This window comes from Paraburkholderia monticola, from assembly GCF_001580545.1.
GTDB lineage: Bacteria > Pseudomonadota > Gammaproteobacteria > Burkholderiales > Burkholderiaceae > Paraburkholderia > Paraburkholderia monticola.
The window spans coordinates 180,458-203,167 of record NZ_LRBG01000004.1; the positions used below are offsets into that span (position 1 = coordinate 180,458).

Annotated in this window: 20 protein-coding genes; 2 read left to right on the top strand and 18 right to left on the bottom strand. The window is 62.2% G+C overall.

Translation table 11 applies throughout. The features are described from left to right. Positions 1-71 precede the first annotated feature (71 nt). Positions 72-242, top strand: coding sequence for a hypothetical protein (locus CI15_RS37235; protein WP_162842039.1), 171 nt, complete (start codon positions 72-74; stop codon positions 240-242). Positions 243-364: 122 nt separating this feature from the next. Here CI15_RS37235 and CI15_RS05735 read toward each other — a convergent pair whose 3' ends face one another. The 4 genes from CI15_RS05735 to hemE all read right to left on the bottom strand — a co-directional run bounded on the left by CI15_RS05735 (position 365) and on the right by hemE (position 6,060). After that, a complete protein-coding gene (locus tag CI15_RS05735) occupies positions 365-643 on the bottom strand; it encodes a hypothetical protein (RefSeq protein ID WP_082814173.1) in 279 nt (92 codons plus the stop codon). A gap of 5 nt (positions 644-648) precedes the next feature. Next, entirely contained in the window at positions 649-2,079 is a 1,431-nt protein-coding gene (locus tag CI15_RS05740) for a YeiH family protein (protein ID WP_062125142.1), read from the bottom strand. Between the two features lie 168 nt (positions 2,080-2,247). Continuing rightward, positions 2,248-4,494, bottom strand: coding sequence for a primosomal protein N' (locus CI15_RS05745; RefSeq protein ID WP_174543202.1), 2,247 nt, complete (start codon positions 4,492-4,494; stop codon positions 2,248-2,250). Between the two features lie 465 nt (positions 4,495-4,959). Beyond that, positions 4,960-6,060: a uroporphyrinogen decarboxylase gene (gene hemE, locus CI15_RS05755; RefSeq protein WP_062125145.1), complete on the bottom strand. Its 1,101-nt coding sequence runs from the start codon at positions 6,058-6,060 to the stop codon at positions 4,960-4,962. Positions 6,061-6,336: 276 nt separating this feature from the next. On the opposite strand from hemE, the gene CI15_RS05760 reads away from it, so the two are divergent. Next, entirely contained in the window at positions 6,337-7,128 is a 792-nt protein-coding gene (locus CI15_RS05760) for a transporter substrate-binding domain-containing protein (protein WP_062125147.1), read from the top strand. 826 nt (positions 7,129-7,954) lie between these two features. On the opposite strand, the gene CI15_RS05765 is transcribed toward CI15_RS05760, so the two are convergent. The 14 genes from CI15_RS05765 to mnmG all read right to left on the bottom strand — a co-directional run bounded on the left by CI15_RS05765 (position 7,955) and on the right by mnmG (position 22,661). Next, complete coding sequence (locus CI15_RS05765) at positions 7,955-9,685, bottom strand: AMP-binding protein (RefSeq protein ID WP_062125148.1); 1,731 nt, start codon at positions 9,683-9,685, stop codon at positions 7,955-7,957. A gap of 230 nt (positions 9,686-9,915) precedes the next feature. Beyond that, positions 9,916-10,341 carry a F0F1 ATP synthase subunit epsilon gene (locus CI15_RS05770; RefSeq protein WP_062125150.1) on the bottom strand — a complete coding sequence of 142 codons (426 nt, stop codon included), beginning with the start codon at positions 10,339-10,341 and terminating at the stop codon, positions 9,916-9,918. A gap of 158 nt (positions 10,342-10,499) precedes the next feature. Beyond that, positions 10,500-11,894, bottom strand: a complete 1,395-nt coding sequence (gene atpD / locus CI15_RS05775) for a F0F1 ATP synthase subunit beta (RefSeq protein ID WP_062125152.1) — start codon at positions 11,892-11,894, stop codon at positions 10,500-10,502. 100 nt (positions 11,895-11,994) lie between these two features. Beyond that, on the bottom strand, positions 11,995-12,879 hold the full coding sequence (gene atpG / locus CI15_RS05780; protein WP_062125154.1) for a F0F1 ATP synthase subunit gamma: 885 nt from the start codon (positions 12,877-12,879) through the stop codon (positions 11,995-11,997). Positions 12,880-13,019: 140 nt separating this feature from the next. Continuing rightward, positions 13,020-14,561, bottom strand: coding sequence for a F0F1 ATP synthase subunit alpha (gene atpA / locus CI15_RS05785; RefSeq protein ID WP_062125156.1), 1,542 nt, complete (start codon positions 14,559-14,561; stop codon positions 13,020-13,022). Between the two features lie 56 nt (positions 14,562-14,617). Continuing rightward, a complete protein-coding gene (locus tag CI15_RS05790) occupies positions 14,618-15,157 on the bottom strand; it encodes a F0F1 ATP synthase subunit delta (protein ID WP_062125158.1) in 540 nt (179 codons plus the stop codon). A gap of 2 nt (positions 15,158-15,159) precedes the next feature. Continuing rightward, a complete protein-coding gene (locus tag CI15_RS05795; protein ID WP_062125160.1) occupies positions 15,160-15,630 on the bottom strand; it encodes a F0F1 ATP synthase subunit B in 471 nt (156 codons plus the stop codon). 136 nt (positions 15,631-15,766) lie between these two features. Continuing rightward, entirely contained in the window at positions 15,767-16,036 is a 270-nt protein-coding gene (gene atpE, locus CI15_RS05800; RefSeq protein ID WP_007180033.1) for a F0F1 ATP synthase subunit C, read from the bottom strand. Positions 16,037-16,118: 82 nt separating this feature from the next. Next, the gene (atpB, locus tag CI15_RS05805; protein WP_062125162.1) at positions 16,119-16,970 is read right to left on the bottom strand and encodes a F0F1 ATP synthase subunit A; all 852 of its coding nucleotides are present in this window, start codon (positions 16,968-16,970) and stop codon (positions 16,119-16,121) included. Between the two features lie 164 nt (positions 16,971-17,134). Next, positions 17,135-17,680 carry an ATP synthase subunit I gene (locus CI15_RS05810; protein WP_062125163.1) on the bottom strand — a complete coding sequence of 182 codons (546 nt, stop codon included), beginning with the start codon at positions 17,678-17,680 and terminating at the stop codon, positions 17,135-17,137. Between the two features lie 573 nt (positions 17,681-18,253). Then, the gene (locus tag CI15_RS05815) at positions 18,254-19,141 is read right to left on the bottom strand and encodes a ParB/RepB/Spo0J family partition protein (RefSeq protein ID WP_062125165.1); all 888 of its coding nucleotides are present in this window, start codon (positions 19,139-19,141) and stop codon (positions 18,254-18,256) included. 18 nt (positions 19,142-19,159) lie between these two features. After that, positions 19,160-19,951 (bottom strand): ParA family protein, encoded by a 792-nt coding sequence (locus CI15_RS05820; RefSeq protein WP_062125167.1) that lies wholly within the window; start codon positions 19,949-19,951, stop codon positions 19,160-19,162. 71 nt (positions 19,952-20,022) lie between these two features. After that, positions 20,023-20,706 (bottom strand): 16S rRNA (guanine(527)-N(7))-methyltransferase RsmG, encoded by a 684-nt coding sequence (gene rsmG, locus CI15_RS05825; protein ID WP_062125169.1) that lies wholly within the window; start codon positions 20,704-20,706, stop codon positions 20,023-20,025. Beyond that, positions 20,703-22,661: a tRNA uridine-5-carboxymethylaminomethyl(34) synthesis enzyme MnmG gene (mnmG, locus tag CI15_RS05830; RefSeq protein WP_062125171.1), complete on the bottom strand. Its 1,959-nt coding sequence runs from the start codon at positions 22,659-22,661 to the stop codon at positions 20,703-20,705. Before mnmG ends, rsmG begins: the two co-directional genes overlap by 4 nt. Between the last annotated feature and the right edge of the window lie 49 nt (positions 22,662-22,710).

Here is a 22,710-nt window from a genome sequence, read left to right on the forward strand (position 1 = left end):
GACGGGTGGCCCGGCATAGCGGTTTTCGGGGCACGCTAAAAAGATAAACGGGGTTCACGAGGGTTGGTGTGATGGAAAAGTGGCTGGTAATACTGGGCATCTGGGCGATGTGCGCAGCCTGCGCGGTGTTCTTCATTCGAGGTGCGACCGGCGGCTCGAATCGGCGGGAAGAGGAGAGCAAGCGCGCAAGCGCGGCCTCGCGTGGGTCGGCGGGAAAGACCCAGACCGCGCTGAACGACTGAGATCAGGAACGCGCAGGCGCCGGCTCGTGAGGCCGGATGCACGCACGCGTGCGTGCGCCTGCGACTGAATGGGCGCGGCAAGGCTGGCGCGCCAGGGTTGCGCCTGAACGGACGCTTTTGAGTCAGCGCGGCCCGAGCGGCGGCGCTATCGACTCGAACCGCCCGCAGACATCGCCGGGCGATACGAGCTGGTCGTGCAGATGACACAGCCGGCTATCGGCGACACTCGCGCCGAACCCCGAACTGAACGCGACGAGCCCCGGGATGCGCTGCTCGAGCGCATCACGCTCCGCCACGCGATGCAGGCAGGCGGCGCAGCACGGCGTGAGCGCTGTGCTGCTGGGCTGCACCGCGCCTATGTTGGTTGCCGCGCCGGCGCCACGATCCGTCAAGATTTTCACTGGCCTTATCCCAGACTGTTCCAATACGACGCGAAGACATGCACGGACAGCACATAGCCGATCGCGATATTGACCACGACGCCCGCCGTGAACGCGAGGAACGGCTTCAGACCGGTCGCGGCGAGTGAGCGGAAGCGCGTCGTCAGACCGATACTCAGAAAGCAGAACGTGAACGCCCACGTGCGCAGCACGGTGATCGGCGCGACGAACTCCGGCGTGACGACCTTGCGGTAATCGGCGAGCGAATAATGGCTCGCGATCCACGTGACCAACGCCGACGCGATCACGAAACCGATCACGAACTTCGGGAAACGCGCCCAGATCTCGCCGGCATTCGCACGCGCGCTGACGCCACTGTCCTGCGCTTCCCAGCGCGTCGTCGCGACGATCGCGAGCACGAAGGCCCAGATGCCGATCCAGATATCGCGGCCCACCACCTTCATCAGCGTGAACGCCTGCAACGACGCTTCCGGTGCGCCGGCGATCGCGCCTCCGGCTTGGTGCGCGAAATCGCCGTACGCCTGGGCGGCGGCGATGCCCGCGGCATCAGCGAACTCGGAGGTGCCGATCCACGCTCCGGCGATGGCCGTCGGCAGTCCGAGCGAGCGCGACGCGAACGGCAGCACGAAGATCATCACGATCGCCCATAGCACGACCAGCGTGATCGCCACCGACGCCTGCTCGCGCTTCGCCCGCACCGCGCCGGCAATCGCGATCGCCGCCGACACGCCGCACACCGCACCGCCGACGCCGAGCACCGCGGCAAAGCGCCGATCGAGCCCGAACGCGCGGGCAACGAGGAAGATCACGAAGAACGTCACCAGCGACACGATGCTCGCCTGCGCGACCGCTACCGGGCCAGCCCACACGAGCAGCGTGAACGGCAGCGTCGCGCCGAGCAGCACGATCCCGACCTTGATGTAAAACTCGACGCGCAACCCCGCCGCGAGCCACTCCGGCAGCGTGAAAACGTTCGACACGATCAGCCCGAGCGCGAGCGCGACGAGCGGCGGCTCGAGGTTGTACTTCGACGCGTTGACCCACGCGCCGAGCGTCAGGATCAGCGCGGAAGCGACGAAGACGACGAGGAACGCGGCCAGAAACGCGCCGACGCGCTGCCTGAGCAGCGCGACGCTCGCGCCGAACAGCACCGCGAAGGTCACGAATAGCGCGACGTAGTTGGGCAGATGCTTACCGATGTCCTGCCCGGCTTGCGCAAGGCTCGACCATTTGGCCGGCGCAACCGCGAGCCACTTGATGCTGCTGCCCGACGCGAAAAGCGCCCACGCAATGACGATCACGAGCAGGCCGACACCAGCGGCGAGCCAGTCTTCGGTCAGCGAAAAACCGCTGCCCCGCTCGGTTTGCGCGTTTTGTGTACCTTGCCGCTGCCCCGGCGCGGCGCCCGCCGGCACGGAGTGATGGGTGTCGCTCATTGCAATGCCCCGAGAAAGTTGAGTGGCATCGGCGCGAAATTATTGTCGTTTAGCCCCAAGATGCGCCGATTTCGCGACTATAGGCGAGCGCCATCGCAAAACGAAACGATCATTCGCTCTATGGATATGACGCAAAGAAGTATGGCGGGCGTGATCTGCCCGGTGGCGTCAGATGTCGAGTGGATCGACTTCGAGGTTCCAGCGCAACACACCTTTGAGCGCGCGCAATAGCGGTTGCCAGGCGCGCAGCGTGGCCTGCAGCGCGGCGCGCGACGCGCTTTCGATCAGCAACTGCGCGCGATGCACATGCATGACCTTGACGATCGTGAGCGGCACCGCATCGTAGACGGTCACACGGCCGGCGGCTGGAATCTGCACGAGCTCCGCCGCGGCCTGCTGCAGAAACGCGAGCGCGGCTTCGAGCGTGCGGCCTTCGGCGCGCAGCAGCGCCTGATAGACGAACGGCGGCAGATGCGTATCGCGCCGCTCGGCGAGCGTCGCATTGGCGAAGCCGACGTAGTCCTGACGGCCCAGCGCGTGATAAAGCGCGTGTCGCGGATAGCGCGTTTGCACCAGCACTTCGCCCGGCAGACCGGCGCGGCCCGCGCGGCCGCTCACCTGCATCAGCTGCGCGAACAGGCGCTCGCTTGCTCGGAAATCATGCGAGAAGAGCGCGGTATCGGCATTCAGCACGCCAACCAGTGAGACGCGCTGAAAATCGTGTCCCTTCGCGATCATCTGCGTGCCGACCAAGATATCGACCTCGCCCGCGTGCACGTCCGAGAACAGTGCCTGAGCGCTGCCCTTGCGACGCGTGCTGTCGGCGTCGATACGCAGCACTCGGGCACCCGGCACCGCGCTCGCGAGCGTTTCCTCGACGCGCTGCGTGCCGCGCCCAAGCGGCGCGATATCGACGTTGCCGCACTCCGGGCAAGAACGCGGGATGCGAGACTCCCAGCCGCAGTGATGGCAGCGCAGCGCGCGTTCGGGCTTGTGCAACACGACGTAGGCGCTGCAGCGTGGACAGCCGGCCACCCAGCCGCACGCATCGCACGCGAGTTGCGGCGCGTAGCCGCGACGGTTCAGGAACACGAGGCTCTGCTCACCGCGTTCGAGGCGCATCTTCAGCGCGGCGATCAACGGGCCTGACAATCCTTCGATCGACGCTCGCCCGCGCCGACGCTCCTCTTCGAGGTCGACGAGCCGCACGGTCGGCAAGACGGCATCGGCGACGGCCCGGCGGGACAGCGTGAGCCGCTTGTAGCGGCCCTGGTCGGCCTGCCACCAGCTCTCAAGCGACGGCGTCGCCGAACCGAGCACGACCGGCACGCCGAGTTGCTTCGCCCGATAGATCGCCAGATCGCGTGCCGAATAGCGCAAACCCTCCTGCTGCTTGTAGGCCGGATCGTGCTCCTCGTCGACGACGATGATCGCCAACTGCGGCAAGGACGCCAGCACCGCGAGGCGCGTGCCGAGCACGATGCGCGCGCGGCCGGTGTGCGCGGCAAACCAGTTGCGCGCGCGTTCGCCTTCGGCGAGACCGCTGTGCAGCGTGACGATCGCGCTGTCGTCGAGCGCGGCGAAGCGCGCGCGGAACGCCGTCTCGAACTGCGGCGTCAGGTTGATTTCCGGCACCAGAACGAGCGCCTGTGCGTCGGGCTTCGCGGCCAGAATGCCGGCGAGCGCGCGCAGGTACACCTCGGTCTTGCCACTGCCCGTCACGCCGTGCAGCAGGAACGGCGCGAAGCCCTCGGCGTCGCGAATCGCTTCGACGGCGCTGGCCTGTTCGTCGGTGAGTGTCGGGAGCGCCGGCGCGGGTGCGTCCGGCGAAGACGCGGCGGCGGGCAGCGCGGCGGCGTCGATCACGTCGAGCGTCACCCAGCCTGCCGCCTGCCACGTATCGAGGGTCGCCAGGGCCTTCGGATGGAGCGCGCGGGCATCGGGGGCTAGCAGGAAGTCGGTGTCGGCGAGTGCCTGCGCGAGCTTTCTGAGCGCCGTCGCGCGGGTGGGCAATGTGGCGGGCAACGTCGCGCGCCCCTCTGGCGTCAGCCGATAGCGTTCTTCCGGCGCGAACAGCCGCGACCAGCGCGACGCGTCGCGCAGCGCCTGCGGCAGCGCGGGCAACGCCACCTCGCCGAGACCGCGTTGATAGTAGTCCGCCGCGAATGCAGCGAGCGCGAGCCAGTGCGCCGACACCGGCGGGCACGTGGTGCAGACCTTATCCACATCCCGCAGCCGCTCGGCCGGTACGTCGCTGTGAGCAGCCACTTCGCAGACGAGCCCCACCACATGCCGCTTGCCGAATGGCACGCTAACGAGAGAGCCCACTATGGCCGCTTCGGATGTGTCGGAGCGGTAGTCGAACAGGGTCGGCAGCGGATGGTCCAGCGCGACGCGGACGAACACTTCGCTCACGCGGCTTGGCGCAGAGGTTGAGTTGCCGCGAGACACAGCGGCGTCGTGGGATGGTCCGCACGGGACGCGAGGCTCTCGAAGTTAAAGTAAAACTTCAATTTCGCCGCTAAGTTTTGGATTCGGCTGAAGAATTGCACTCGGTTCGTGGGCCTGTGGATAACTTTGTTGAGAACTTCGCTCCAACGGGCTGCAAACGGCGTCGCGACGGCCTTGTGTGGGCTTTCGCACATTTCACCGGGCTCCTCGCAAACCCTTGTCGGACAAGGCTTAGATCAAATGCGCCCAGTCTTTGCAAGGGTCGGGGCACGATTAAAGCCTCTACCGCGCCGCAGCGTGGGGAATGTGCATAAGTCAAGCCTTGACAATCACAAGACCGCCATCTGACGGCCTCTGCGGGGAACCTTCGTCCTTAGGCCGAGAGCCCAATTCGCTGCAGCGCAACAAAAAACGGTAACGATTACAACGTCACACAGGGGTATGCGCGCCGCTTCGAATAGCGCGACTGTGGCGATGCACTTCATCGACCAGTTCGGCGACATGCTCTGGCGGTGTGAACTGTGAAATGCCGTGACCGAGATTGAAAACGTGCCCCGGATGATTGCCGAAGCTGTCGAGCACCGCGCGCGCTTCCATGCGAATCGCGGCGGGCGGCGCAAACAGTACGGACGGATCGATGTTGCCCTGAAGCGCCACCTTCGCGCCGACACGTTCGCGCGCCTTACCCAGATTCACGGTCCAGTCGAGGCCCACGGCGTCGACGCCGCTTGCCGCGATTTCGTCGAGCCACAGGCCGCCGCCCTTCGTGAAGGCGATCACAGGCACTTTTTCGCCGTCGTGCTCGCGTTTGAGCTGACTGACCACCTGCTCGATGTAGCGCAGCGAAAAGCGCTGATAGACGCCGTCGGCAAGCGCTCCGCCCCACGTGTCGAAAATCATTACGGCTTGCGCGCCGGCTTCGATTTGCGCGTTCAGGTAGGCGGCGACCGAGCGCGCGTTGATCTCGAGAATCCGCTGCAGCAGATCAGGACGCGCATACAGCATCGATTTGACCGTGCGGAAGTCGGCCGAGCCGCCGCCTTCGACCATGTAGCACGCGAGCGTCCACGGACTGCCTGAGAAGCCGATCAGGGGCACGCGCTGGCGGCCTTGCGCGTCCTTCAGCGCCGAGCGGATTTCACGCACGGCGTCGGTCACGTAGCGCAGTGTCGCGTCGATGTCGGGCACCGCCAGGCGCGCGACGTCGTCTTCAGTGCGCACCGGACGCGCAAACTTCGGACCCTCGCCGTTGACGAACTCGAGACCGAGGCCCATCGCGTCGGGCACGGTCAGGATGTCGGAAAACAGGATCGCGGCGTCGAGCGGATAGCGATCGAGCGGCTGCAACGTGACTTCCGTCGCGAAAGCCGGGTTCTTCGCGAGGCCGAGGAAACTGCCCGCGCGGCCGCGCGTGGCGTTGTATTCCGGCAGATAGCGGCCCGCCTGACGCATCAGCCAGATTGGCGTGTAGTCGGTCGGCTGGCGCAGCAGCGCGCGCAGGAAAGTGTCGTTCAGGAGTTGATGGGCCACGTTGCGTGCGACTGGAGAGCGGAGGACAAGCGAGCATTTTACCGGACGCGGCTCAGGACATCGCGTGTGGCGGGGTAATCATTGTGGCGACGACGCGTCTCGCGAAGCGGATGGGGAGCCGCTAGCCCGCCCCTGGAAAACCGGCAACCCGCCAGGCGCGGTGGGCTGTCTCGCGCTACCCGGTTCGCCCTGGCTGAACGGCGGATGTTCAAGCCGGCGCTGTCAAGCTACTATCCGACAGCCTTACCAACCAATAACACACCACAAGGAGACTTGATGAAGAAGGCAGCACTCGCAATGCTCGGCGCGCTCGCCGGCGTCCTGATGCATGTCGGCGTGGCCAGCGCGCAAAACGCCGCGGCCGCGCCGTCCAGGCTCGACGACATCATCAGCCGGGGCACGCTGCGCGCCTGCACGACCGGCGACTACAAGCCGTACTCGTTCTTGAGGAGCGATGGTCAGTTCGAGGGCATCGATATCGACATGGCGGAGTCGCTCGCGAAGTCGCTCGGCGTGAAGGTCGAAATCGTCAAGACGTCGTGGTCGAACCTGATGAACGACTTCGTCGCGAAGTGCGACATCGGCATTGGCGGCGTGTCGCCAACGCTCGAGCGCCAGAAGCACGCGTTCTTCACGCAGGCTTACATGATCGACGGCAAGACGCCGATCGTCCGCTGCGACGACGTCAACAAATATCAGACGGTCGCGCAGATCGATCAACCGTCCACGCGAGTGATCGTCAACCCGGGCGGCACCAACGAGAAATTCGCGAAGCAATATTTCCCCCATGCGAACGTGACCGTTTATCCGGACAACGTGACGATCTTCAAGCAGATTCTTGCAGGCAAGGCCGACGTGATGGTGACGGACGCGTCGGAGACCCTGCTGCAACAGAAGCTGAATCCGGGCCTGTGCTCGGTGCATCCGGACAAGCCGTTCCAGTATGGCGAAAAGGCATGGCTGCTGCCCCGCGGCGACGTCGCGTTCCAGCAGTACGTCGATCAGTGGCTGCATCTCGCGCGAGCGACCGGCGAGTATCAGGCCATTTCGGATAAGTGGCTGAAATAGGGGCACTGCCGCACTGCAGGCTGACCGTGGCGGTTTGTTGCGACAAGGCATGGGCGGCCTGCGCAACCCGGACGCTTTTATGCCGAGCCGACAAGATGATGTAACCAAGGGCGACGTCGTCGGCTCGAAACCCTGATCTGATCGGATTTATGGATGGATCATTCGCCCCTTTTTATAGGGGATGATTCGGCGCGTGGCTTGCGACATTCGACCGCCGGCTTTCTCCAACTTGCGACGTATTTCGGGGCAGGGTCGCAACTCTTGTAACAACGGGGATGCGCTGCTCGAATGGTGCACATGCAACCATTTCATGCCGAATGCGCACCCTAATTTGCACCGCGATATGCGTCGCGAATGGCATCAATCATGCGTATGAAATTGCGTCGCAGTCATCGGTAATAATTGCTTCTTGATAGTTTTATTTTAGAAATAAATCCCGCAGCGCCTTATCTGGCGGGCGTTACAACCTGAAACACTTTGTTACCGCCTTCGTAGGTTAATTCGCCCACAATGCCCTCAACGGTTTCAACACGGATGTGGCTGGGTGCGTAGTGTGAGCGGATACCATGCACTTGCCGGTCGGCGCCAGCCGAAGCCCTGTGAAGGGGCATCCCTGCTGGGGCCGTAGTCGACGCAGGGTCGTCGTGATAACCGTCCCATCTTTGGTCTCCTCGCGCTAACCCCGTAGCGTGTGGTTTTTAGCGGGCTCCAGGCCCGCTTTTTTTTCGTCTGCTCAAACGTTTGCGCGACGAATTAATCGTCGCGCAACGCCTGTTACTCTCCCTCCATTTTTGCTCTTATGGGCTGCGCGATATGCCGCGGCACATCATGCCGTCTTGTCTTCGTTGAGCTTCAATTCGCCGATCATCCGTTCTCGCATCACAAATTTCTGCACTTTCCCGGTCACGGTCATCGGTAGTTCGTCGACGAAGCGGATATATCGCGGCACCTTGTAGTGAGCGATCTGTCCCTGACAGAACTGCTGAATCTCTTCGACCGTCGCCTGTTCGCCCGCTCGCAGCACGATCCACGCGCATACTTCCTCGCCGTATCGGGAATCGGGCACGCCGAACACCTGCGCGCTCTGGATTTTTGGATGGCGAAACAGAAACTCCTCGATCTCGCGCGGATAGATGTTCTCGCCGCCGCGAATCAGCATGTCCTTCAAGCGCCCGACGATGTTGCAGTAGCCCTCGGCATCGAGCGTCGCCAGATCGCCCGTGTGCATCCAGCCATCGACGATGCTCTCGCGCGTCTTCGCGTCGTCGTCCCAATAGCCGAGCATCACCGAGTAGCCGCGTGTGCACAACTCGCCCGTTTCGCCAATTGGCACGATATTGCCGAGCGGATCGACGATTTTCACCTCGAGATGCGGCTGGATGCGGCCGACGGTCGTCGTGCGCTTGTCGAGCGGATCGGTCGTCGAACTCTGGAACGACACCGGACTCGTCTCGGTCATGCCATAGGCGATCGTGATCTCGTTCAGGTGCATTTTCGAGACGACCTTCTTCATCGTCTCGATCGGGCACGGCGAGCCCGCCATGATGCCGGTGCGCAGGCGGGAGAGGTCGTACGAGGCGAAGCTCGGATGGTCGAGTTCAGCGATGAACATCGTCGGCACGCCGTGCAGCGCGGTGCATTTTTCCTCCGCGGTCGCCGAGAGCGTCGCCGCCGGATCAAAGCCCTCACCGGGAAACACCATGTTCGCGCCGACCGACACGCACGCGAGCACCGCCAGCACCATCCCGAAACAGTGGTAGAGCGGCACTGGAATGCACAGGCCGTCCTGCTCGCTGAGCCGCATCGCCATCGCGATGTAGCGCGCGTTGTTCACCACGTTGCGGTGTGTCAGCGTCGCGCCCTTGGGATTGCCCGTCGTGCCGCTCGTGAACTGGATGTTGATCGGCTCCCGGCACGACAGCGTAGCGCCGATCGCATCGAGCCGGGCGGCATCGAACGACGCGCGCCCGCGCTCGATCACGTCGGAAAAGCTCAGCATGCCCGGCGTTTCCGTGTCGCACATGCGAATCACGTACCGTAGCTCCGGCAGCCGCGCGGCACGCAACTCGCCGGGCGCCTGCACGGCCAGTTCGGGGGCGAGCTCCTGAAGCATTTCAAGGTACATCGACGTCTTGAAGCGCTCGGCACTGATGATCGCCTTGCAACCGGATTTGTTCAGCGCGTATTCGAGCTCCGCAAGCCGGTAGGCCGGATTGATGTTGACGAGAATCGCACCGATACGCGCGGTGGCGAACTGCGTCAGCAGCCACTCGACACGATTGGGCGACCAGATGCCGACGCGATCGCCCTTCGTGATACCGAGCGCAAGCAGCCCGGCGGCGAGCACATCCACCTCCTGCGCGAATTCGCTCCAGGTCCAACGGATGCCCTGCTCGCGAAACACCACCGCCGGCCGGTCGGGAAAGCGTGCGACGGTGTCGCACAGGAACTCGCCGACGGTTGCTTCGCTCAACGGATTTTCAGTCGACCCGCGCACATACGACAGTCCGTCCGCGGGTTCGATGAGTGCACCTTCGCCCGAGCTATGCGTTGCCATGGTGTTGTCTCCGTGAGCGCGAGCGCGCTTCATTGAAATGAATTTGAAATCGATTGTGCACCGGCGCGAATCCGCCCGGCATCAAGTCTTACCCGCAGCGCATCGAGCGGAGCGCGGCGCGCCACGGCCTCTTCTCAAACCCCGTGGAACTTGTCGCCCTTTACGTAAACGTCAACTGAACATCAAAAAAAAGCAGCCGCGCGGGCTGCTTTCTTCTGCTACGAACTGCTTTAGTGCTGGCCGCGCAGCTTGCGCAGACGCTGGATTGCCGCGAGCTGAGCCGTCGCGTATGCGAGTTCCGCCTGTGCGGTCGCGTACTCGAGGTTCGAGCCCGTGTTCTGCAGCGCCTCTTCTGCACGCTTGCGTGCGGCTTCGGCCTTGGCTTCGTCGAGATCCTTGCCGCGAATCGCGGTGTCGGCGAGAACCGTCACTGCGCCCGGCTGGACTTCGAGGATGCCGCCGGCGACGAACACGAACTCTTCTTCGCCGTTTTCAACTTCGATGCGCACCGCACCCGGACGGATCCGCGTGATGAGCGGCGTGTGGCCCGGCAGAATGCCGAGTTCACCCGCTTCGCCTGGCAGCGCGACGAACTTCGCCTGGCCCGAAAAGATTTCCTCTTCGGCGCTGACGACGTCTACTTTAATGGTTGCCATATGTGTCGACTCCTGTCGACGAGAGCTGGCGCTTTTGCGCTTACTCCCGTCCCATACAAGGCGGGTTGAGCGTTAAGGACAGGCGCCGGCTTTGCGTGTCGATACATCAACCGTACCGACACGCGCGAGACCCGCGCCCGCTTCGTTACACCCGACCTTTACTGGATCTTCTTGGCCTTTTCGAAGGCTTCGTCGATCGTGCCGACCATGTAGAACGCCTGTTCCGGCAGGTGGTCGCACTCGCCTTCGACGATCATCTTGAAGCCACGGATCGTTTCCTTCAGCGGCACGTACTTGCCCGGCGAACCCGTAAACACTTCAGCGACGTGGAACGGCTGCGACAGGAAACGCTGGATCTTACGAGCACGCGCGACCGCGAGCTTGTCTTCCGGCGCGAGTTCGTCCATGCCCAGAATCGCGATGATGTCGCGCAGTTCCTTGTAGCGCTGCAGCGTCTGCTGCACGCCACGCGTGATCGAGTAGTGCTCTTCGCCGATCACGTGCGGATCGATCTGACGCGAGGTCGAATCGAGCGGGTCCACTGCCGGGTAGATACCGAGCGAAGCGATGTCACGCGACAACACGACGGTTGCATCCAGGTGGCCGAAGGTCGTAGCCGGCGACGGGTCGGTCAAGTCGTCCGCAGGGACGTACACGGCCTGCACCGACGTGATCGAGCCGGTCTTGGTCGACGTAATACGCTCTTGCAGCTTACCCATTTCTTCAGCCAGCGTCGGCTGATAGCCCACTGCCGACGGCATACGGCCGAGCAGTGCCGACACTTCGGTACCGGCCAGCGTGAAACGGTAGATGTTGTCGACGAAGAACAGCACGTCGAGGCCTTCGTCACGGAAGTGCTCGGCCATCGTCAGGCCGGTCAGCGCGACGCGCAGACGGTTGCCCGGCGGCTCGTTCATCTGGCCGTACACCAGCGCGACCTTGTCGAGAACGTTCGAGTCCTTCATTTCATGATAGAAGTCGTTCCCTTCGCGGGTACGCTCGCCCACACCGGCGAACACGGAATAACCGCCGTGTTCCTTCGCGATGTTGTTGATCAGTTCCATCATGTTCACGGTCTTGCCCACGCCGGCGCCACCGAACAGACCCACCTTGCCGCCCTTAGCGAACGGGCAGATCAGGTCGATAACCTTGATGCCGGTTTCGAGCAGCTCGGTCGACGGCGACAGTTCGTCGAACGCCGGAGCCTTCTGGTGGATCGCGCGCGTGGTTTCGCTCGAGATCGGGCCAGCTTCGTCGATCGGACGGCCCAGCACGTCCATGATGCGGCCGAGGGTCGGCTTGCCGACCGGCACGCTGATCGGCTTACCCGTGTTCTTCACGATCGTGCCGCGGCGCAGACCGTCCGAAGCTCCCAGACAGATGGTACGGACCACGCCGTCGCCCAGCTGCTGCTGGACTTCGAGCGTCAGCTCCGAACCTTCGAGAATGAGCGCGTCGTAAATCTTCGGCATGGTTTCACGCGGAAATTCCACGTCGATCACCGCGCCGATGCACTGTACGATCTTGCCTTCTACCAAAGCAGTAGTACTCATCGCTTTTCCTTTAGATACTCAATTCTTCACTCGCGCAAAGGCGCAGTTTCTCCGATGGGTGCGCCGCCGGGCGCACACGAGACGATCTGCCTGACCGGGGTCAGACAGCCGCCGCTCCACCGACGATTTCCGACAGTTCTTTCGTGATCGCGGCCTGACGGCTCTTGTTGTATTTGAGCTGCAGATCGTTGATGACCGTCTTCGCGTTGTCCGAAGCGGCCTTCATCGCGACCATACGGGCCGATTGTTCCGATCCCATGTTTTCCGCGACGGCCTGATAGACCAGCGCTTCGACATAACGCACCAGCAGTTCGTCCACCACGGCCTGCGCGTCCGGCTCGTAGATGTAGTCCCACTGCGTGCTCGGCGTCGTACCGTCTTCTTCCTTGCGCTCGAACTGGTCCGCCGACAACGGCAGCAGCTGCTCGATCACCGGCTCCTGCTTCATCGTGTTGATGAAGCGCGTGTACGCGAGGTACACCGCCGAGACCTTCCCTTCCGAGTATAGGTCGAGTTGCACCTTGACGGCGCCGATCAGTTTTTCCAGATGCGGCGTATCGCCCAGCTGCACGACATTCGACACGACCTTCGCATGCAGACGGTTCAGAAAGCCCAGACCCTTGCTGCCGATCGCGGTTGCCTCGATCGTCTTGCCCTGGCCTTCCAGTTCCTTGAACTTCTGCAGCGACGCGCGCAGCACGTTCGTGTTCATCCCGCCGCACAGACCTTTATCGGTCGTAACGAGGATGAAACCGGCCGCCTTCGCGCCTTCGTTCGTCACCATGAACGGATGACGATACTCGGGGTTCGCACGGCTCATGTGCGCAGCGATATCGCGGACCTTGTCGGCATACGGGCGAGCAGCGCGCATGCGCTCCTGAGCGCGGCGCATCTTCGATGCGGCCACCATCTCCATCGCTTTCGTGATCTTGCGCGTGTTTTGCACGCTCTTGATCTTGCCGCGAATTTCCTTCATTCCAGCCATTGCTTGCTCCTTTGTCGGCCCGAGTTAGCGCTTCAGCGCTTACTCGGGTCCCATGCAAAGCGGTCGAAGCAGCGCGGGAGCATTCGCATGCGGCCCGCGCCGCTTCTAGGTCCGTTTATGCCTTGCGGATCACTCGCGGATCAATAAGCGCCGGACTTCTTGAAGTCTTTGATGGCCGTGTGCAGCAGGCCTTCGTCGTCCTTCGAGAGTTCCTTGGTATCTTCGATGCGCTTGACCAGGTCAGCATGGCTCGCCTTCAGGTGGTCGCGCAGGCCCTTCTCAAACGGCAGGACTTGAGCAACTTCGAGGTCGTCGAGATAGCCGTTGTTCGCCGCGAACAGCGACACAGCCAGTTCCCACACCTGCAGCGGTTGATACTGCGGCTGCTTCAGCAGTTCCGTCACGCGGCGGCCGCGCTCGAGCTGCTTGCGGGTCGCTTCGTCGAGGTCCGATGCGAACTGCGCGAACGCAGCGAGCTCACGGTACTGCGCGAGGTCGGTACGGATACCGCCCGACAGCTTCTTCACGACCTTCGTCTGAGCCGCGCCACCGACACGCGACACCGACACGCCAGCGTTAATTGCCGGGCGGATACCTGCGTTGAAGAGGTCGGTTTCCAGGAAGATCTGGCCGTCGGTAATCGAGATCACGTTCGTCGGAACGAATGCGGTCACGTCGCCTGCCTGCGTTTCGATGACCGGCAGTGCCGTCAGCGAACCGCTCTTGCCCTTCACTTCACCGTTGGTGAACTTCTCGACGTACTCTTCCGAGACGCGAGCAGCACGCTCGAGCAGACGCGAGTGCAGATAGAACACGTCACCCGGGTAAGCTTCACGACCCGGCGGACGACGCAGCAGCAGCGAGATCTGACGATATGCCCAAGCCTGCTTGGTCAAGTCGTCATAAACGATCAGTGCGTCCTGGCCGCGGTCGCGGAAGTATTCACCCATCGTGCAGCCGGCGTAGGGTGCGAGGTACTGCATCGCAGCCGAATCCGAAGCCGAAGCGGACACGACGATCGTGTATTCCAGCGCGCCGGTTTCTTCCAGCTTGCGCACCACGTTCATGATCGACGAAGCCTTCTGGCCGATCGCGACATAGATACAGACGAGGTTCTTGCCCTTCTGGTTGATGATCGCGTCGACTGCGACTGCGGTCTTGCCGCACTGGCGGTCGCCGATGATCAGCTCACGCTGGCCACGGCCGATCGGCACCATCGCGTCGATCGACTTCAAACCGGTCTGGACCGGTTCCGAAACCGACTTACGCCAGATCACGCCCGGAGCAATCTTTTCGATTGCATCGGTATGCTTCGCGTTGACCGGGCCCTTGCCGTCGATCGGGTTGCCCAGTGTGTCGACCACGCGGCCGAGCAGTTCCGGGCCTACCGGCACTTCGAGAATGCGGCCCGTCGTCTTGACGATGTCGCCTTCCGAAATGTGTTCGTACTCACCCAGAATCACGGCGCCGACCGAATCGCGCTCGAGGTTCAGTGCGAGACCGAAGGTGTTGCCCGGGAATTCGAGCATTTCGCCCTGCATCACTTCCGACAGGCCGTGGATACGCACGATACCGTCGGTCACGGAGATCACGGTGCCCTGGTTGCGAACGTCTGCGCTCGCGTCAAGGCCCTGGATCCGGCTCTTGATCAGCTCGCTGATCTCAGAGGGATTGAGTTGCATTATTCGCTCCTGATAGTCAATTCTGTTGCGTGCCAGCCGCTAAAGCGCGAGGCGCTTCAGGCCGTCAGGGCCGTTTGCATGCTGGCGAGCCGCGCGCGGACCGAGGTATCGAGCACTTCGTCGCCGACCGTCACGCGTACGCCGCCGATCAGCGATTGATCGACTTCGACCGTCGGCTTCAGCTTGCGCTTGAACTTGCGTTCGAGGCTTGCGACGAGTTCGTTCAACTGCGCACCTTCGAGCGGGTATGCGCTGACGATCAGCACATCTGCCGCCCCTTCGCGGGCGTTCTTCAACTCTTCGAACTGCGAGGCGATTTCCGGCAGCAATTGCAGACGATGGTTGTCCACCAGCATTTGCACCAGATTCTTCGCTTGCGCGTTGTCCTTGAGCGGCGACTGGACCGCAGCCAGCAGCAGATCGCTAACCTGGGTGCGGCTCACTTTCGGGTTCGAGGCGATCGACAGCACTTCGGGCAGACGCGCAACCTGTGCCAGCTCCTGCACGAGCGTGGACCAGGCGGCGATGTCACCAGCTTCGGCCACGCCAAACAGCGCTTCCGCGTACGGACGGGCGATGGTTGCAAGTTCGGCCATGATCAGAGCTCGGCTTTCAGTTGATTCAGCAGGTCAGCGTGAGCTGCCTGGTCGACTTCGCGCTTCAGGATCTGTTCAGCGCCCTTCACAGCGAGTGCAGCGACTTCACCGCGCAGCGTTTCGCGCGCCTTCACGACTTGCTGATCCGCGTCGGCCTTCGCCTGCGCGATGATGCGGGCGGCTTCCGCCTGTGCCTGTGCCTTGATTTCGTCGGCGACTGCGACAGCGCGCTTTTCAGCGTCGGCGATGCGTTGCTGGCCGTCGTTGCGAGCCTGGGCCAGTTCCTGGTCGACACGCTTGTGAGCGGCTTCGAGTTCCTGCTTGCCCTTTTCCGCGGCGGACAGACCGTCGGCGATTTTCTTCGCGCGCTCGTCGATGGCGTTGATCAGCGGCGGCCACACGAATTTCATCGTGAACCACGCGAGGATCAGGAACACGACCATTTGCGCAAACAGGGTTGCGTTGAGATTCACGGTGTTTCCTTAAACGTTGCTAGTTCGGAAAGTGAAACGGCAAGGCGCTCATCGAATCTGCTCGATCAGCGCCCCAGTACCCGTTCCGCCCTGCGCCTTTACCTGTTATAGCTCAGGCGCAAACCTCCGAGGAACCTCAGCCTGCCAGCTTCGAGAGCAGCGGGTTCGCGAACGCAAACAGCATTGCCACACCAACGCCAATCAGGAACGCCGCATCGATCAGACCAGCCAGCAGGAACATCTTGGTTTGCAGCGGGTTCATCAGTTCCGGTTGACGGGCACATGCTTCGATGTACTTGCCGCCCATCAGACCGATACCGATACAGGCGCCGATAGCACCCAGGCCGATGATGATGCCGATACCGATGGCGGTCAGACCCTGGATGTTGGCGATGAAAGCTTGCATGATCACTCCTTTGTGAAAAGTCTTTTAGAACTGGTTGGAACTGGGATTTAAAAAACTACGATTCTTTTGTCGACTGCGCAGGTCAGTGCGTGTCGTGTGCCTGGCCGATGTACACCAGCGTCAGCATCATGAAAATGAACGCCTGCAGCAGAACGATCAGGATGTGGAAGATTGACCACACTGTGCCGGCGACCACGTGGCCGATGAAGCCAAGCACCGTCGTGTCCGCACCGAAGCTCCAGAGACTGCCGAGCAGGGCAATCAGCAGGAACAACAGTTCGCCCGCGTACATGTTGCCGAACAGCCGCATGCCGAGCGAGACCGTCTTCGCGACGAACTCGATGATGTTCAGTGCAAGGTTCGGGATCCACAGCAGCGGATGCGCGCCGAACGGAGCGGACAGCAGCTCATGCACGAAGCCGCCAGCGCCCTTGATCTTGAAGTTGTAGTAAATCATCAGCACGAACACGCCGAGCGCGATGCCGATCGTGCCGTTCAGGTCGGCGGTCGGCACGAGGCGGTGGTGCGGAATGACTTCGGAAAGACCCAGCCAGCCGATGACGCGGCCCGGCAGGTCGACGGGAACGAAGTCGAGGGAGTTCATCAGCGCGACCCAGACGAACACGGTCAGCGCGAGCGGCGCGATAAAGGTGCGCGAGCCGTGGATCATCGCCTTCGATTGATCCTCGACCATTTCGACGAGCATTTCGATTGCGCACTGGAAACGGCCCGGCACGCCGGACGTTGCCTTGCGGGCTGCCAGATGCAGCACGAAGATCGTGACGAGACCGCACACGATCGACCAGAAAAGGGTGTCGAGATTCCACACATGGATGTCGAAAATCGACGTCTGGTGCGCGGTGGAAAAGTTCTGCAAGTGGTGCGCGATGTACTCGGACGGATCCATTGCGCGCGTGCCTTCGCTAGCTGCCATATCGTTAAAGCCACCCAAATTGTCGAAAATCGTTTGAGGCCGCTCCCGCCGAAATACTCTATTGCGGGAACGCGCCGGGTGCGGGCCCTGTCTCATCCGCACACCGTGCCGGCGCCACGCGCCGGCCATAAATTCTTTTTGCTGCTATTTTTTGTGCTGCTACCTTAGCGCCACGCCAAGGCGATCCAGTAAGTCTTCAGCGCGATGAGGTAGGTCACGAGCAGCGGAATCCAGCGTACGTCGTGATACCAGAAGGCGATTGCGACAAACATCGCAATCGTTGTCCCCATCTTGAGTGCTTCGCCGACCATCCAACTCATCACGGTCTCGGCGCCGCCCTGCTTTCTCAGTCGTGCCGCGAACAACGCGCCCGGCACCCAGCAGATTGCTCCCCCCAGGAACGCTGACAGCGCAGCAGCGCCCGGCGGCTTGTAGAACAGCCACCACAATAGCGTAGCAACCAGGGACAAAACCATTTGCGCTGCGACGACCCTGAACGGCGTCACGCGCGATGGACGACCCACGCCGGGACCAAACAGCTTTTCCGCCTCGGCCCGCGTGAGCGGAACGATATTGTTATCTTCCTGCGCGTCATCCCACGCTTCGGCTGAATCGAACTGCCGACTGGCGGACGTATCGGGAGCGGAGCGTGCAGCGCGGTGTCTGTCGCCACCATTCTCCGGCGACAGATTCGACGTTTTAACCGCCATCGCAATGTTCCGAAAGTCTCGTTCAGCCCGCGAATTTACGCAGCGCTTACGGGGTTGCCGTGCAATTAAATCGGGGCGATTGTAAGCGATAGTTGCAGGCAATTCAAGACTTTAGGCCAGCCTATAACGGCGTGAAACGTGCCGCCACCATGCGGTAAAACGTATGCTAACCACGCCTAACACGTCAAATGTAAGGCGGGCGGGGGGCGGCAAAACGCGTGTGGCTAGAAGCATGGCGCGAAGCTCATTGAAAGGTCGTTTCAACGTTGCGACAGACGTCTCGAAAACGCAACAAACGCCACTTTTTTTAAGGCGTAGTGCGCCTGCTTATTTGATTGACCTGGATCATCAAAACCGCGATTTTCGATAATGATCAGGGGCGCTGTGATAGTGCCCCGTAAGGATGATTACTGGGCCGATATCGGCCGCTTCAAGCTAGGATTCCTGACTATTTTTCGTCGATTATTTAGGAATCCGCGATGGTTTCGAGCACTGCGGTAAACCGGCTCGCGGCGCCACTCGTGCAAAGGCCGCCAGCCGTACCCATCTGCCCTTCTGAGCACCGATCTCCGCTCAGACGTTCGCGTTCCCGCGCAAGCGAACCAGAATGCCTTCCAACGCATCCAGATCGCCGAAGTCCACCAGCACCTGGCCGCGACCACGTCGGCCAAGCTTGATTTTCACCGTCGCCGAGAGCAGGTCCGACAGTTCTTCTTCCAGTCGTCGCGTGTCACGGCCGCCATCAGGATTCGCGCGTGCCTTGAGCGTCGGCGTCACTTTCGTCGTCATCGCGACCAGCTTTTCGGTCTCGCGTACGGACAGTCGTTTATTGACGACCTGGTTGGCTAGCGTGATCTGCGTCGCGGCATCGACGGCGAGCAGCGCGCGAGCGTGGCCCATGTCCAGATCGCCGGCGAGCAGCATCGTCTGCACCGGCGTCGCGAGGTTCAGCAGACGCAGCAGGTTCGACACCGCGCTACGCGACCGGCCCACCGATTCCGCTGCCTGCTCGTGGGTGAAATTAAACTCGTCGAGCAGGCGCTGGATGCCCTGTGCCTCTTCGAGCGGGTTCAGATCCTCGCGCTGAATGTTTTCGATCAGCGCCATCGCCGCGGCGGCCTGATCAGGCACGTCCTTCACAAGCACCGGCACCTCGTCGAGGCCCGCGAGGCGCGCCGCGCGGAAACGGCGCTCACCCGCGATGATCTCGTAGCGATCCGCAGCGATCGGACGCACGAGAATCGGCTGCATCAGCCCTTGCGCGCGGATGCTCGCTGCGAGCTCCTGCAGCGCGCCCTCGTCCATGCGCGTGCGCGGCTGATATTTGCCCGCCTGCATCTTGCCGAGCGGCAGCACGTGCGGCGCGCCGTCGATGACAGCGGCCTCGGTGATATCCGCCGAGCCGCCGAGCAACGCCTCCAGACCGCGGCCCAATCCCTTCTTTCTTGCTACTGCGTTCATCGTGCTTCCTCGATCCGCTTAGGATGCCTGGGGTGCGTCGTTCAGCGCGCGCACCCGCTCAATCATTTCTACGCCGAACTGCACGTACGCCTGCGCGCCACGCGACGCCCTGTCGAACACAACACCCGGCAGGCCGTAACTGGGCGCCTCGGCCAATCGCACGTTGCGGGGAATCACCGCGTCGAAGACCTTGTCGCCGAAATGCTCTTTCAATTGATCCGAGACTTGTTGTTGCAACGTGATGCGCGGATCGAACATCACGCGCAGCAAACCGATCACCTTGAGATCGCGATTCAGGTTCGCGTGGACCTGCTTGATCGTATTGACGAGATCGGACAGACCTTCGAGCGCGAAGTATTCGCACTGCATCGGAATCACGACGCCGTGAGCTGCGCACAGTCCATTGAGGGTCAACAGCGACAAAGCCGGCGGGCAATCGATCAGTACGAAATCGTATTCGCCCTCGACTCCCGCGAGTGCCGTCTTCAACTGACGCTCGCGATTCTGCATGGTGACGAGTTCCACCTCGGCGCCCGCGAGTTCACGGTTCGCGGGCAACACGTCGTAGTCGACCCCCTCGGGCCGCACGCGCGTATCGGCCACCGACACGTTGTCCACGAGCACCTCGTAGACCGTGTTGGTACATTCAGCCTTGTCGATACCGCTGCCCATCGTGGCGTTGCCCTGCGGGTCCAGATCGATGAGAAGGACTCGCTGTCCCTGCGCTGCCAGGCTCGCGGCCAGATTGACTGCGGTGGTCGTCTTGCCGACGCCGCCCTTCTGGTTCGCAACGCAGAAGATTTTTGCCATCGTTGGTGTGTCCCTTTTGCTGCTTGGATGAAGTGAAAATCGTTGAGATTGCTTCGAGGTACCGTTGGTCGTCAGCTTTCGGCGTCCACCCGCACCTCGATCAGATGCCGCTCCGCGTCGAGCGACGGAACGTTCAGCCGGATGATCTGCTCCACGTGGGCGCCTGCCGGCAGCCGCTCGATTTCGCCATCCGGACGTACGCCTTTCATCGCCCAGATCGCGCCCTGCTCTGCAACCAGATGACGGGCCAGTGTAACGAAATCCGCGAGTTCTGCGAATGCGCGCGAGACGATTACGTCGAACTTTGCCGGTACTTCGGCGCCAGGCCGCAGCGTCTCCACACGGCCGGTCACGACCGACAGGTTCGAGAGGCCCAGTTCGGCCTTCGCCTGCGCCTGAAAAGCGGTCTTTTTATGAACGATATCGTTCGTCGTGATCGTCCAGTCGGGCAGGACGATCGCGAGCACGATGCCCGGCAGGCCGCCACCCGAACCGACGTCGAGCACCGACGACGGCCCACGCGGCGCCAGATGCGGCACGATCGACAGCGAATCGAGGATATGCTGGATCAGCATCTGCCGCGGATCCCGGATCGCTGTCAGGTTGTAGACGTTGTTCCATTTCGCGAGCAGCGCGACGTAATCGAGCAACTTGCGCTGCTGCGCGTCGTTTAGCTCGAGGCCAAGCTCATGGACACCGTCCGCTAGCAACGGTGCCATGGCCGGCTGGTCGATCCCCCTCTGTGCTCCCGTCATTGCACCACCGGCGTGCTATCGGCGCCGGGTTCGGCGGATTGCGACGGACGACGTCCAAGGCCGCGCTTCAGATGGACCATCAGCAGCGAGATAGCGGCTGGCGTGATGCCCGAAATACGCGACGCCTGACCAATCGTTTCCGGCCGGAACTGCATCAGTTTCTGACGTGCTTCGAACGACAGCCCACGAACTTCGGCATAGTCCAAACCTTCTGGCAGACGGGTGTTCTCGTGCGCCTCGTTGCGTTCGATCTCATCGGCTTGCCGGTCGATATAGCCCTGATATTTAATGCCAATCTCGATCTGTTCCTTGATCTGCGCGAGCAGCACTGGGTCATCCGCGAGCGCTTCGGGCGCGCCGCAACTGCCCTCGCGCAGTCCGCAGACGCCGTCGTAGCTGACGCCCGGACGACGCAGCAAGTCTGCGAGGCTGTATTCATGATCGATCGGTTTGCCGAGCAACGCGGTCGCTTCGTCGGTGGATAAAGTCTTAGGATTGACCCAGGTCGAACGGAGGCGCGCTGTTTCACGTGAAACAGCGTCACGCTTGCGGCTGAATGCGTCCCAGCGAGCATCATCGACCACGCCCAGCTCTCGGCCGATCTCCGTGAGGCGCATATCGGCGTTGTCTTCGCGCAAACTCAAACGATATTCGGCACGGCTCGTGAACATCCGATACGGCTCCGACACCCCGCGCGTGACCAGATCGTCGACCAGCACGCCAAGATACGCCTGATCGCGGCGCGGGCACCACGCTTCCTTACCCTGCACGAACAGACCGGCATTGATACCGGCTAGAACGCCTTGCGCCGCTGCCTCTTCGTAGCCGGTCGTACCGTTGATCTGTCCAGCGAAGAACAATCCGCTGATCACCTTGGTTTCCAACGATGCCTTGAGCCCGCGCGGATCGAAATAGTCGTACTCGATCGCGTAGCCCGGCCGCAGGATGTGCGCGTGCTCGAGGCCGCGCATCGACCGCACCAACTCGAGCTGCACGTCGAATGGCAGGCTAGTCGAGATCCCGTTCGGATAGAACTCGTTGGTCGTCAGGCCTTCCGGTTCGAGATAGATCTGATGCGATTCCTTCGACGCAAACCGGTGAATCTTGTCCTCAATCGACGGGCAATACCGCGGCCCCACCCCTTCGATCACGCCCGTGTACATCGGCGAGCGATCGAGACCGCCGCGAATGATGTCGTGCGTCCGTTGATTCGTATGCGTAACCCAGCACGGCACCTGGCGCGGGTGCTGCTCGACACGCCCGAGGAACGAGAACACCGGCACCGGGTCCAGGTCGCCCGGCTGCTCTTCGAGCTGCGAATAGTCGATCGTGCGGCCGTCGATACGCGGCGGCGTACCGGTCTTGAGTCGTCCCTGCGGCAGCTTCAACTCTTTCAACCGTGCCGACAGCGAGACCGCGGCCGGATCGCCTGCGCGGCCACCGGTATAGTTGTTCAATCCCACGTGAATCTTGCCGTCGAGGAACGTGCCGGCCGTCAGCACCACCGCGCGCGAGCGGAAACGGATACCCACTTGCGTGACGGCCCCGACAACGCGGTCACCCTCGACCATTAGATCGTCGACGGCCTGCTGGAACAGCCACAGGTTCGGCTGATTCTCGAGACGATGACGGATCGCCGCCTTGTACAGCACACGGTCAGCCTGCGCACGCGTCGCGCGGACCGCCGGCCCCTTCGACGAATTCAGGATACGAAACTGGATGCCGCTTTCGTCGGTAGCGGCCGCCATGGCGCCGCCGAGCGCGTCGACTTCCTTGACCAGATGGCCTTTGCCAATGCCGCCGATAGACGGATTGCAGCTCATCTGCCCAAGGGTCTCGATGTTATGGGTCAAAAGCAGCGTTTTATTGCCCATGCGCGCCGACGCCAAAGCGGCTTCGGTGCCGGCGTGACCACCGCCAACGACGATTACGTCAAATTCTGAGGGAAAAAGCATCGCGGGATCTCACGCCAGATCGTCGCGTGAGCCTTCAAAGGAAAATGTA

What these genes read in the sequence shown, in the direction of transcription:
- atpD (WP_062125152.1), bottom strand. Translation starts at nt 11,894, where the DNA reads ATGAGTACTACTGCTTTGGTAGAAGGCAAGATCGTACAGTGCATCGGC.
- CI15_RS05765 (WP_062125148.1), bottom strand. Translation starts at nt 9,685, where the DNA reads ATGGCAACGCATAGCTCGGGCGAAGGTGCACTCATCGAACCCGCGGAC.
- CI15_RS05820 (WP_062125167.1), bottom strand. Translation starts at nt 19,951, where the DNA reads ATGGCAAAAATCTTCTGCGTTGCGAACCAGAAGGGCGGCGTCGGCAAG.
- atpB (WP_062125162.1), bottom strand. Translation starts at nt 16,970, where the DNA reads ATGGCAGCTAGCGAAGGCACGCGCGCAATGGATCCGTCCGAGTACATC.
- mnmG (WP_062125171.1), bottom strand. Translation starts at nt 22,661, where the DNA reads ATGCTTTTTCCCTCAGAATTTGACGTAATCGTCGTTGGCGGTGGTCAC.
- rsmG (WP_062125169.1), bottom strand. Translation starts at nt 20,706, where the DNA reads ATGACGGGAGCACAGAGGGGGATCGACCAGCCGGCCATGGCACCGTTG.
- CI15_RS05760 (WP_062125147.1), top strand. Translation starts at nt 6,337, where the DNA reads ATGAAGAAGGCAGCACTCGCAATGCTCGGCGCGCTCGCCGGCGTCCTG.
- CI15_RS05815 (WP_062125165.1), bottom strand. Translation starts at nt 19,141, where the DNA reads ATGAACGCAGTAGCAAGAAAGAAGGGATTGGGCCGCGGTCTGGAGGCG.
- atpE (WP_007180033.1), bottom strand. Translation starts at nt 16,036, where the DNA reads ATGCAAGCTTTCATCGCCAACATCCAGGGTCTGACCGCCATCGGTATC.
- atpA (WP_062125156.1), bottom strand. Translation starts at nt 14,561, where the DNA reads ATGCAACTCAATCCCTCTGAGATCAGCGAGCTGATCAAGAGCCGGATC.
- atpG (WP_062125154.1), bottom strand. Translation starts at nt 12,879, where the DNA reads ATGGCTGGAATGAAGGAAATTCGCGGCAAGATCAAGAGCGTGCAAAAC.
- CI15_RS37235 (WP_162842039.1), top strand. Translation starts at nt 72, where the DNA reads ATGGAAAAGTGGCTGGTAATACTGGGCATCTGGGCGATGTGCGCAGCC.
- CI15_RS05810 (WP_062125163.1), bottom strand. Translation starts at nt 17,680, where the DNA reads ATGGCGGTTAAAACGTCGAATCTGTCGCCGGAGAATGGTGGCGACAGA.
- CI15_RS05740 (WP_062125142.1), bottom strand. Translation starts at nt 2,079, where the DNA reads ATGAGCGACACCCATCACTCCGTGCCGGCGGGCGCCGCGCCGGGGCAG.
- CI15_RS05770 (WP_062125150.1), bottom strand. Translation starts at nt 10,341, where the DNA reads ATGGCAACCATTAAAGTAGACGTCGTCAGCGCCGAAGAGGAAATCTTT.
- CI15_RS05790 (WP_062125158.1), bottom strand. Translation starts at nt 15,157, where the DNA reads ATGGCCGAACTTGCAACCATCGCCCGTCCGTACGCGGAAGCGCTGTTT.